An 11,264-nucleotide genomic window follows, 5' to 3' on the forward strand; every position below is an offset into this window, starting at 1 on the left:
CCGCGTTCTCGGCCGCGGCTACCGCCACGTTCGACTCGTGGAGCTTCGGTGTGCGGGTCGCGCTGCACCGCCGCCGAAGGTTGGCGAACCTGACCCGCCAGCGAGGGCACGAAACCGGAAGTGATTCAACATCGGCACGGCTACTGAGATGCTCGAGGACTACTTCTAGACCTCGGCTGGTCAGCTCAGGGCAGGGGCTGGGCGAAACGGGCGCCGGGCCGATGTCGTGGCCAGCTGGTGTCCCCGGCCTGCCCGGTGTGCACGAATTCGCCCCAATATCGGCGGGCCCGGACGCCGAGCGCGTTGATCTCCGCAGGCGCAAGAGGCGCGAGCATCGGGGAGGCGGCCCAAGCTGAGCTGCTGCCGTACAGCAGCGGCAAATCGATGCAGTGGCAGGCGCCGTATGGGTTGGCCGGATGCAGCTGCCCCACGCGATAGCAGTAGACGGCCGCGCCTGCGTCGGCCAACTCGTCGGCGAAGCGGAAGAGGCCCTTCTCGAAGGCTTTTCGGCCGATCACCCGCTCCACCGTGCGGGTAATCCGTTCGCCGAGCAGTGGCAGTCGGCGGACCTTGCCGAACACCCGATGTCGGCCGCCGTAGAAGGCCCGCATCTCCTCGGCCGTGCAGCCGAGCACCACGCGCAGATCGGCGGCCGCGTCGTGCACCGTCTGCCGCCAGGTGTGCTCGTCGGGCAGCGGGTCCGCGTCGGTCACCGGCAGGAAGGGCGGGGCCGAGTTCAGGGCGCCGGGCCCCGCCATTCGGCGGACCGTACGCCCCTGTGCGGCAAGGAGTTCGGGCAGAGGCGCGGTGAACGGGTCGGCGTCGAGTTCGGCGAGAAACATCGCACCCACCCGTTCGGCATGCCGGTGGCTCTGGAATCCGATGCCGAACGGTGCGCTCTGCACGATCGCCTGAGCGAACAGCGCCCTCGCTTCCGCGATGCCGAGCAGCGCGACGACCGACTGCGCGCCCGCCGACTGCCCCGAGACGGTGATGCGCTCCGGATCGCCGCCGAACTCGGCGATGTGCTCACGCACCCACCGCAGAGCCGCGATCTGGTCGCGCAAACCGGTATTGCCCACCGAAACACCGGGGGCCCGCAGGTATCCGAGTGCGCCGAGTCGGTAGCTCACCGAGACCACGACAATGCGGGTCTCGCGCACCAGCCGCTCGGCGTCGTACAGATTCCATTGGCCGCTGCCCGCGAGATACGCGCCGCCGTGCAACCACACCAGCACCGGACAGCCGCCGGGTTCGGCGTCCTCCGGAGTCGTCACGGTCAACGCCAAGCAATCCTCGGATTGATCCAGCCGTTCCGCCCGCCCCATCACGGGTTCGAGTCGCCCCGGCAGCTGCGGCGCAACGGCGTACCGCCGGGTCGCGTCGTACACCCCGTCATGTGGTGCGACCGGCTCCGGCGCACCGAACCGCTCGGCCCGCGCGTAGGGGATCCCGCGAAACACCGCTACCCCGCCGAGGGATTCGCCCCGCCAGCGCCCCGAGGGCGCGACCACGTTGTCCATGCCACTCTCACCTTCTATCGCAAGTCGGCTTGCGATAGCACCACGCTAGGCACCGGATACCCACAACGCAAGAGGACTTGCGATAATCGGCGGCATGGGTTCACCTTCACCACAGCTCCGGGGCGCACGGCTGCGAAAAGCCGTGATCGACGCGACGCTGGCCCGCATCGAGTCGGTCGGCATCGGCAACGTGCGGGTCGCCGACGTCGCCGCGGACGCGGGCGTGCACGAGACCTCGATCTACCGGCGCTGGAAAACGCTGCCCCGGCTGCTGCTGGACGCGCTGCTGTCCCGGGTGGCCGAGGAGATCCCCCTCCCGGACACCGGCTCGCTGCGCGGCGATCTGGAGCGGTTCACGACCGACCTCATCCGGTTCGCGGAAACGCCGTCGGGCATGGCGCTGATCCGCGGAACGGTGATCGGCGACGCCGACCCGGAGGTCGACGCCGCGCGGCGCGAATTCTGGGTGCGGCGATTGTCGGCGTCGGAGGAGATCATCCGCCGTGGCATCGCCCGCGGGGAGGTCACGCCGACGGTGAACCCGCGGCTGACCATGCTCGCCCTGGGCGGTCTGGTCCATTTGCACGTCACCCAACTCGGCGAGGCGCTGCCCCCGGATTTGGCGCGCGAGGCCGTCGATCTCGTGCTGGGCGGAATCGCACCACGCTGAACGCAGCGCCGCACCGGCCATTTTCCCCGGGCCACCAGGATTGGGGGCACAGCAACAAGATTGGCGGCACAGGAAGCCGGGTAGTTTCGTGCTCGATCGATTCATCTCCGTCGATCGAGGCACATGGAAGGTACGGAATGAAACGCTTTGGGATGATTGCCGTCACCATCGGCGCAGCACTGTTGGCGACCGGGCTCGGTACGGCTACCGCGTCCGCAGGGACGATTCCGCTCGAGCAGCCGACCGAAGCCACCGACACCCGGTCACCGGCCCAGCCGGTCGTCGACGGCATGCCCGCATCGCTGAGCGCCTCCATGGGGCAAGCCATCGGCTGCATCCTCAATCGACACGCCCCCCAGTGCTGGCGCTGAGCTCCGCTACGGGGCGCGCGTCCGGCCGCCTGATCAATCGGGGCGATCGTCTCCAGCGAGGAACGGCGGCGGCGTAACGGTGCCGACTGCCGCTGATCGCCCTGATTTCGACAATGCCCCGGCCGGAGCGGGTTTCGTCCGTACGGCCGGGGCATCCCGATACCTGGCCACGAGAAGGATCACGCTCCGGCCCTGAGCCCGAACACGAGCCCGGCCGAGCATGCTCCCCTGGGCGTTCCAGTGCATCCGCACCGCACACCACTCGGCCAGGCACTGCCCCCGACCTGGCACGCGACGCATCGATCGCGCCCGGGCGCGATCGCACCACGCTGAACGCAGCGCCGCACCGGCCGAAATTTCGGAATCTCTCAGGTAGGCCGACGATGATGGCGGCTGTGGCCCGGCCGCCCGTGGACGTGGTCGGCGGATCTACCATCGTGGCGGCAGGAAACCGTCCGGCGAGCGAAAGGCGTGGTGAGCGCACGGTGAGCAAAAACCAGGGTGGGAAGTCGAACCCGCTGCTGGCGGCGGAACGCGCCGACCGCAACCGCAAGATCTTGATCCAGGTGGGTGTCGCGGTCGTGCTCGTCGGGCTGATCGCGGCCATCGGCATCGGCATCGCGGTCAAGCAGGCCCGCAAGAACGATCCCGGCCCCACCCCGTCCATCGCCGCGACCGGGAACCTGAACTCCGGCGGCGTTCCCGGCTCGATCACCGACAGCGGCGCCGTCCGGCTCGGCAAGCCGGACGCGAAGGTCACCGTGCGCGTCGTGGCCGACCTGCAGTGCCCCGCGTGCAAGGCCTTCGAGGCGGCCAACGGACAGGTCCTGGAAGACGCGGTGAACAACGGCACCGCGGTCGTGGAGTACAACGTCATCGCGTTCCTGGACAAGGCGTCCACCACGCGGTACTCGACGCGCGCGGCGAACGCCGCCTACTGTGTCGCCCAGGCCGACCCGACCAAGTACCAGGACTGGCTGAAGACGATGTTCGCCCAGCAGCCGCCGGAGGGCGGCGCGGGCCTGACCGACGACCAGCTGGTCCAGATCGCCAAGAGCGCGGGCTACACCGACGCCGCGGTCGCCCAGTGCATCACCGACCACACCTACGACAAGTACATTCAGGCCCGCACCAAGGACGTGCTGGAAAGCGGCATCCAGTCGACCCCGTCGGTGTTCGTCAACGGCAAGCAGATCCAGACCGCCCAGGAGCTCATGAGCCCCGGCGGCCTGGCGCCCGTGATCGCCGCCGCGGCCCAGTGATCGCCGCGGGGCCGCGAGCAGCGTGGATCCTGCTGCTCGGCGGACTCGCCGGTTGGCTGGCGTCGGTGGCGTTGCTCGTGGAACGGATCAAACTGTTCACCGATCCCGGCTACACCCCCTCGTGCAGCATCAACCCGATCCTGTCCTGCGGGTCGGTGATGGTGACCGATCAGGCCAGGGTGTTCGGCTTCCCGAACCCGCTGATCGGCGTCGTGGCCTTCTCCGTCGTGGTCACCCTCGGCGTGCTGTCGGTCGCCGGGCTGGGCTTCCCGCGCTGGATCTGGGGTGGCTTGTGGCTCGGCACCGTGTTCGGCGTCGGCTTCGTCTGCTGGCTGATCTTCCAAAGCCTCTATCGGATCAACGCGCTGTGCCCGTACTGCATGGTGGTGTGGGCGATCATCACACCGCTGCTCGCGGTGACCATCGACCAGCTGTGGGGTCGTTCCAGCGGCCCGCTGGGCGTGCTCGCCGAGTGGCGCTGGACCCTGGTCGTGGTGTTCTTCGCGGTGGTGCTGCTGCTGGTGTTCCTGCGTTTCCAGGACTACTGGCTGTCGCTGGTCTGATCCGGCCGGATCAGTTCGGCGGACCCGCGGTGAGCACGACCGCGACCGTGCGCTCCCCGGCCGCGCCGATGACGCCCAATCGGACGATGTCGTTCGGTTTGCGTGTGTTCAGCGCGGCGCGCAGGGATTGGACGCTGGTGACGGCGCGATCGTCGACCGAGGTGATCACGTCGCCCGCGTTCAGCCCCGCCGCGTGCGCGGGCATCCCGTAGATCGCCACGTCCACGCGGGCGCCCGTGCCGCTGGGCAGCGCGTTGGAGATGAGCACACCGAGGGTGGCCGTCGGGCCGACGTGCACCGTGTCGGTCGGGGTGCCGGATCGAATCTGCTCCACCACCCGCATCGCCGCGTCGATCGGCACCGCGTAACCGTTGGGCGAGCGTTCCTGGGCATGCTCCCGGTCACCCGACGCCGCCGCGATGACGCCGACCACGGCCGCGTTCCGATCGACCAGTGCCCCACCGGACTGTCCCGAGGTGACCGCCGCCTCGACCTCCAGCATGCCGCTGAGCGCTTTGCGCGACAGATCGGCGACGTTGACCGCCACGATCTCACTGTCCAGGTCGGTGAGCGGGCCGTGCACCGCGGACGGCGGACCGCCGGTGCCGCCCGCGTTGCCGATCGCCAGCACCTCTTCGCGCAGCCGCAACCGGGCCGAGCTGCCGATCGTGGCGGTCGGCAAGGCGGCCGCGGGCAGGTCGAGCAGGGCGATATCGGCGCCGGAGTCGTAGCCGAGCACTACGGCGTCGTAGGCCATCCCGTTGCCGATATCGGTGACGGTCACGGTGTCCGCGCCCTTGACCACGTGGTGGCTGGTGAGCACCTCGCCGTCGGCGGTCAGGACGATGCCGGAACCCGCCGCGCCGGGGCCCGCGAGCTTGGTGGACGCGCTGATGTTGACCAGCGCCGGTCGCACGGCCGCCGTGACGAACGCGGGGTCCAGCGGCTCGGACAGTGCGGGCAGAGCGGAGGTCGCGGTCCGGGTGGGGTCGGGCACGTACCGGGCGGGCAGTTCGCCGCGATACCCCAGAAACGCGGCCACGGTGAGCACCAGGGTGATCACCATGACGAGCGAGCGCCCGCCACCCGGCGCGCGCCGCGCGATGATCCGCTGCCGTCCTTCGTCCATGGCTCTCCCCGCCTCGGCCGAATCGCTGACCGATTCCATTGTCACCGGAGATCACGGCAAAGATCATCGAACCGGAAGAATGGTTGTGACCTGGTTGTTTACGTGTCATGGTTGGCAACCGCACGTATGCGGCGGTAGGCATGTATCCATGAGTACTGCTGCCGCCTACGCCCTGTCCGCCCCCGATGGCTCGTTCGAGAAGGTCACGATCGAGCGCAGAGCACTGGGTGCGCACGACGTGCTGATCGACATCAAGTACGCGGGCATCTGTCACTCGGACATCCACACCGCGCGCGACGAGTGGGGCGGGACCCGCTACCCGTGCGTGCCGGGGCACGAGATCGCGGGCGTGGTCGCCGCGGTCGGATCCGCGGTGACGAAGCACCGGGTCGGCGACCGCGTCGGCGTCGGCTGCATGGTCGACTCCTGCGGCGTCTGCGCACCATGCCTCGCCGACGAGGAGCAGTACTGCACCGCCGGGGCGACGATGACCTACAACACCCCGGTCGATCCCGCGGTGCAGCCCGGCGGGCACACCCTCGGCGGTTACTCCACCCAGGTGGTCGTCACGGAGAACTTCGTGGTCCAGATCCCCGAGGGGATCGGGCTGGATGTCGCCGCGCCGCTGCTGTGCGCCGGCGTCACGCTGTACTCGCCGCTGCGGCACTGGGACGCCGGGCCGGGCAAGAAGGTCGCGATCATCGGCATGGGCGGGCTCGGGCACGTCGGCGTGAAGATCGCCGCCGCGATGGGCGCCGAGGTCAGCGTGCTCAGCCACTCGCTGAGCAAGCAGGACGACGGCAAACTCTTCGGGGCGAGCGGCTACTACGCGACCCGCGACAAGCAGACCTTCCGCGACCTGCGCGGCCGCTTCGACCTCATCCTCAACACGGTCTCGGCGGACCTCCCGCTGGACGACTACCTGCGCCTGCTCAACCTCGACGGCACCCTGGTGATCCTCGGCCTCCCCGAGAATCCGTTGAGCGTCCGGCCGTTCACCCTCGCCGGGTACCGGCGTTCGCTGGCGGGCTCGATGATCGGCGGCATCGCGCAGACCCAGGAGATGCTGAACTTCTGCGCCGAGCACGGCATCGGCGCGGAGATCGAGCTGATCTCCGCCGACGAGATCGACGGCGCCTACGACCGGGTCGTGGCCAGCGACGTGCGGTATCGGTTCGTCATCGACGTCTCCACCATGTGATCCGCCTCCCCTGACCCGCGCGGCCGAACGATGTGGGGCCGCGAACCGGTCACCGCGTGGGTACGTTGACTTTGTGTCTGCGGAGGACAAGGAAGAGACCACACAAGCCGCCGAACCCGGCGGCGCCACGCGCATGCCGCAGTGGTTGCCGCGCGCGTTCCTACTCGCCGCGGCGACGGTAGCGGGGCTGCTGGCGGCGTCCTGGGTGCTCCAGCGCTTACAGGGCCTGCTGACGGTTCTGCTCGTCTCGCTGTTCCTCGCCTTCGCCATCGAACCCGCGGTGAACTGGCTGGCCCGGCGCGGCATGCGCCGCGGTCTCGCGACCGGGCTGGTGTTCCTCGCCCTGGCGGCACTGACCGTCGCCTTTCTGTGGACCCTCGGCGCGCTGCTGGTCGACCAGGTCACCACGCTGGTGAAGCACGCGCCCGAGTACGCCGACGGGGTGGTGGACTGGATCAACCGCACGTTCAAGACCGATCTGTCCAGCACCGACATCCAGAAGTACGCCACCGACTGGAGTTCGACCCTGGAGGGCTACCTCACCGGACTGGCGGGCAACGTGTGGGGCATCGGCGCCGCCGCGGTCGGCGCGCTCTTCCAAGGCCTCGGCATTCTGTTGTTCACTTACTACTTCGCCGCGGAAGGCCCGCGCTTCCGCAATGCCGTCTGCTCGCTGCTGCCGCCCCGACACCAGCGACATGTGTTGCGCGCCTGGGACATCGCGGTGGACAAGACCGGCGGCTATATCTATTCGCGCGGTCTGCTCGCGCTCATCTCGACGCTCGCGCATTACGTGGTGCTGCGGGTGCTGGACATGCCGTCGGCGTTCGCCTTGGCGTTGTGGGTCGGTGTGGTCTCGCAGTTCATCCCCACCGTCGGCACGTACCTCGCGGGTGCGCTGCCGGTCATAGTCGCATTGGTGCACGGCCCGAGCACCGCGCTGTGGATTCTCGGTTTCATCCTGCTCTACCAGCAGTTCGAGAACTACGTGCTGCACCCGCGCATCACCGCGAGCACGCTGGACATGCACCCGGCCGTCGCGTTCGGCGCGGTGCTGGCCGGCGCGGCGCTGCTCGGCCCGACCGGAGCGCTGCTCGCCATTCCGGTGACCGCGACGGTGCAGGCGTTCTCCAGCGCCTATATCCGCCGCTACGACGTCGAGACCGACGAGACCGACGTCCGGCGGCGGCCGCCGAAACGGCGCCGAATGTGGGCCAGGCAGTTGACGCTTCATCTCGCACGTCGCAAGCAGCCGCCCACGGAGTAGAACCGCGTCTTCCCACGAGTGGCCAGAGAGTCGCCAGCCGATGTAGAACTCTTCGAAACGATCCGCACCACAAAGTGCCGATGCTGGATGGAAACAATGCTGAAGCGGCCCCCGGACCTGGCCTTCGACCTCGGCAAGATGCACCTCAGGCGCAATGACCTGGCGGCCGCGCGCGACGCGTTCCAAACCGCCATCGCGTCCGGGCACCCGAACTGGGCCCCGTTGGCCGCCGCCGAGCTGGGCGACCTGCTCAGCGCGGCGGACGACAAACCGGCCGCGGAGGGGGCCTACCACGTGGCGGTCGATTCCGGCCACGCGGACGCGGCGCCACGCGCCGCGTACAACCTCGGCCTGCTGCTGGCCGAGCGCGGGGACACCGCCGCCGCCGAGGCGATGTACCAGCGCGCGGCCGAGTCCGGGCATTCCGACGCGGCGCCGCGCGCTTGGATCAATCTCGGGTATTCGCGCGCCAAGCGCGGCGACTCGGCCGCGGCGCGCGCCGCTTACGAGCACGCGATCGCCTCCGGTCCCGGCGAGATCGCCCGGCTCGCCCTGTCCAACCTGGCCTATCTCCTGCGCACCGAGGACGATATGGACGGCTTGAAAGCCGCCTACCGCACCGTCATCGACGATTGGCCCGCCGATCAGTCGGTGATCGTCGCGGGCGACCTGGTCCAGCACCTGAGCGACGCCGGAGATCTGACCGGGGCAAGGGAGGTCAGCCGCTCCCTGGCCACATCGGACGATCCGGCCGTCGCCGCGCGGGCCAGCTTCGACATCGGGATGTTCAGCAGCAGGCTCGGCGACACGGAGACGGCGCTGGCCGCTTTTCAGCGCGCGCTCGAGTCGACGGACGCCGAAGCGCGCACGCGCGCGGCGGACGAGCTCGCGCCGATCTACCACGAGCGGGCCGCGACCACCCTGCGCGAGACCGACTGGGCGGGACTGGCCCACGCCCACGGTTCCGCCGCCGACGCTCCCGTCATGCTCGCCGACCTGATCGGTGACGACGTGGCCGACCGGTCCCGCGGCATCGATTTCCTGTATTCCACGGTCCTTCACCAGGGTTCGATCTACTCGGTCACCGCGCCCGCCGCCGTGGTCGTGCTCGGCGCCCTGCTGCACGAGCGCACCGACGTCAGCTACGCCCGTGCATGGCTGCGCGAGCCGCAGCCGCTGCGCTTGGAACTGCTGAACTGGCTGCACGAGGTGATCGCCACCGCCGCATGGCAATCCGCCGCCGAGGATGACGACGCGCTCACCCCGGCCGACCGCGCCGCCGCGACGGCCTGCGTGGCGCTGTTCCCCGACATTCGCCTGGCCGCCGCGGCCGCGCTGGCCATGACGGACACCGACTCCGTCGCCAATGCCGCCACCGAGGTGCTCGCGACGCTGAGCTCACTGCCGGCGGTCACCGGGTGATCGCGCGCAGCACCGCCGCGACCGACTGTCCGGCGAGATCGTCCGAGAGCGGCAGGTGTCCGAACAGCGCACGGTAATAGATCGGCGCGGCGACCGCGTCGAGCACGAAATCGAGGTCGATTCCCGGCTCGATCTCGCCGCGCGCGATAGCCGACTGCAGCGCGGTCGCCGTGGTCCGGCGCCGCGGTTCGAAGACGGTGGCCGAACATCAGAAGACCGGTCGCGGCATCAGGACGGCCAGCCGGTCACTCACCAGACCCAGCGGATTACGTGCCGCTGAAACGATCTCCCAAAAGCTCATTACGTACCGCTGTCCAGCGCTACGCTAACCGATGTACTCTTAGATAGCGGCATATCATGACGTGTTTACACAGCCACCTCGGAGAAGTCGTGAACGGTGCTCTTCAAGATCGTCCCGTGTCGTCTGGGGACGAGGGGTACTGCAAGGCATTGAAGCCGCGGCAGGTGCAGATGATGGCGATCGGCGGCACTATCGGCACCGGCTTGTTCCTGGGCGCTGGTGGGCGACTGGCGACAGCGGGACCTGGCCTGTTCCTGGTGTACGCCATCTGCGGGGCGTTCGTCTTCCTGATGCTTCGGGCGCTCGGCGAACTGGTGCTGTATCGACCCTCGTCAGGATCGGTCGTGTCCTACGCCCGGGAATTCTTCGGGGAGAAAGCCGCTTTCGTGGCGGGGTGGATGTACTTCCTGTTCTGGGCGATGAGCGCGGTCGTGGAAACCACTGCGATCGCTACCTACTTCCGCTACTGGCGTCTGTTCGACGCTGCTCCGCAGTGGCTACTGGCACTGGTCGCATTGACGGCGGTGCTTGGAGTGAATCTGGTATCGGTGCGGCGGTTCGGTGAGTTCGAATTCTGGGCCGCTCTGGTGAAAGTCCTCGCCGTTGTCGTGTTCCTGATCGTCGGGACTGTATTTCTCGCCGGCCGGTTCCGCATACAGGGCCACAGCACCGGGCTGGACGTGATCACAGGAACGGACGGAATCCTTCCCACAGGTGCACTACCGCTGATCATGGTGACCTCCGGTGTGCTGTGCGCATATTCGGGAGTCGAACTGATCGGCACGATCGCCGGAGAGACCGAAAATCCCGCCGAGGTGATGCCCAGGGCGATCAACAGGGTGATAGCCCGAATCGCACTGTTCTATGTCGGTTCTCTGCTGTTGTTCGGGCTGCTGCTGCCCTACACGGCATACGCGGCCGGCGTCAGTCCGTTCGTCACATTCTTCTCCACGCTCGGCGTAGGCGGCTCGGCAACCGCCGTGAACGTTGTGGTGCTGACAGCCGCCTTCTCCAGCTTGAACGCCGGACTGTATGGAACGGGCCGTATCCTGCGCACGATGGCCGTCACCGGCAGCGCACCCTTGTTCGCCGCCAGAATATCGACGACGGGCGTGCCCTATGGCGGAGTCCTGTTGACGGGCTCGGTCGCCCTCGTCGGGGTGGCGCTCAACGCCATCGCGCCAGGGAAAGCGTTCGAGATCGCCCTGAACATGGCCACACTCGGAATACTGACGGCATGGGCGATGATCGTCGCATGCCAGATACAGCTCTGGCGTCGAGCCCGCGCCGGAAAAGTCGAGCGGCCCGCATATCGCCTGCCAGGCACACCCTACACCGGTCTGGCGACCCTGGCGTTCCTTGCGGCTGTGCCCGTACTCATGGCCTGCAGTGACGATGACGTGCAACAATGGACCGTCGCGACGCTGCTACTTATCGCTCCGGCACTCATGGTGGGCTGGTATCTCACTCGAAAGAACCTGCCCGTCCAAGTCGCACAAGCCGACAGCGCCAATGCATCCGCGAAAACACCGGGTGACCCCTCACGGCGATAGCC

The 11,264-nt window shown here is 68.4% G+C and carries 10 protein-coding genes and 1 pseudogene; 8 read left to right on the forward strand and 3 right to left on the reverse strand.

Features of this window, described 5'->3' with window-relative positions; genetic code table 11:
• Positions 1–185 precede the first annotated feature (185 nt).
• Complete coding sequence (locus ON34_RS25660) at positions 186–1,523, reverse strand: carboxylesterase family protein (protein WP_040784008.1); 1,338 nt, start codon at positions 1,521–1,523, stop codon at positions 186–188.
• Between the two features lie 94 nt (positions 1,524–1,617).
• Here ON34_RS25660 and ON34_RS25665 point away from each other — a divergent pair, with 94 nt between their 5' ends.
• The 4 genes from ON34_RS25665 (at position 1,618) to ON34_RS25680 (ending at position 4,389) form a co-directional block, all read left to right on the forward strand.
• Positions 1,618–2,193 (forward strand): TetR-like C-terminal domain-containing protein, encoded by a 576-nt coding sequence (locus ON34_RS25665; RefSeq protein WP_040784011.1) that lies wholly within the window; start codon positions 1,618–1,620, stop codon positions 2,191–2,193.
• A 137-nt stretch (positions 2,194–2,330) separates the two neighbouring features.
• Positions 2,331–2,564, forward strand: coding sequence for a hypothetical protein (locus ON34_RS25670; RefSeq protein ID WP_157172430.1), 234 nt, complete (start codon positions 2,331–2,333; stop codon positions 2,562–2,564).
• 485 nt (positions 2,565–3,049) lie between these two features.
• Positions 3,050–3,826 (forward strand): DsbA family protein, encoded by a 777-nt coding sequence (locus ON34_RS25675; protein WP_040784260.1) that lies wholly within the window; start codon positions 3,050–3,052, stop codon positions 3,824–3,826.
• Positions 3,826–4,389, forward strand: coding sequence for a vitamin K epoxide reductase family protein (locus tag ON34_RS25680; protein ID WP_373291981.1), 564 nt, complete (start codon positions 3,826–3,828; stop codon positions 4,387–4,389). The genes ON34_RS25675 and ON34_RS25680 overlap by 1 nt, the downstream gene beginning before the upstream one ends.
• A gap of 10 nt (positions 4,390–4,399) precedes the next feature.
• On the opposite strand, the gene ON34_RS25685 is transcribed toward ON34_RS25680, so the two are convergent.
• Entirely contained in the window at positions 4,400–5,518 is a 1,119-nt protein-coding gene (locus ON34_RS25685; RefSeq protein ID WP_051023132.1) for a S1C family serine protease, read from the reverse strand.
• A 148-nt stretch (positions 5,519–5,666) separates the two neighbouring features.
• Here ON34_RS25685 and ON34_RS25690 point away from each other — a divergent pair, with 148 nt between their 5' ends.
• From ON34_RS25690 to ON34_RS33835, 3 genes are all read left to right on the forward strand, one after another.
• Positions 5,667–6,719 (forward strand): NAD(P)-dependent alcohol dehydrogenase, encoded by a 1,053-nt coding sequence (locus ON34_RS25690; protein WP_040784015.1) that lies wholly within the window; start codon positions 5,667–5,669, stop codon positions 6,717–6,719.
• A 73-nt stretch (positions 6,720–6,792) separates the two neighbouring features.
• On the forward strand, positions 6,793–7,986 hold the full coding sequence (locus tag ON34_RS25695) for an AI-2E family transporter (RefSeq protein WP_051023095.1): 1,194 nt from the start codon (positions 6,793–6,795) through the stop codon (positions 7,984–7,986).
• Positions 7,987–8,082: 96 nt separating this feature from the next.
• Positions 8,083–9,408 (forward strand): tetratricopeptide repeat protein, encoded by a 1,326-nt coding sequence (locus tag ON34_RS33835; protein WP_169333898.1) that lies wholly within the window; start codon positions 8,083–8,085, stop codon positions 9,406–9,408.
• Here the strand turns inward: ON34_RS33835 and ON34_RS34990 are convergent.
• A pseudogene (locus ON34_RS34990) lies at positions 9,398–9,598 on the reverse strand (TetR-like C-terminal domain-containing protein); the annotation flags it as partial. The gene ON34_RS33835 and the pseudogene ON34_RS34990 sit on opposite strands and share 11 nt — an antisense overlap.
• 167 nt (positions 9,599–9,765) lie before the next feature.
• Between ON34_RS34990 and ON34_RS25710 the strand changes: the two are divergent.
• On the forward strand, positions 9,766–11,262 hold the full coding sequence (locus ON34_RS25710) for an amino acid permease (protein ID WP_051023097.1): 1,497 nt from the start codon (positions 9,766–9,768) through the stop codon (positions 11,260–11,262).
• Positions 11,263–11,264 lie beyond the last annotated feature (2 nt).

The sequence above is a fragment of the Nocardia pneumoniae NBRC 100136 genome, assembly GCF_000308755.1.
In the GTDB taxonomy this organism is placed as follows: domain Bacteria; phylum Actinomycetota; class Actinomycetes; order Mycobacteriales; family Mycobacteriaceae; genus Nocardia; species Nocardia pneumoniae.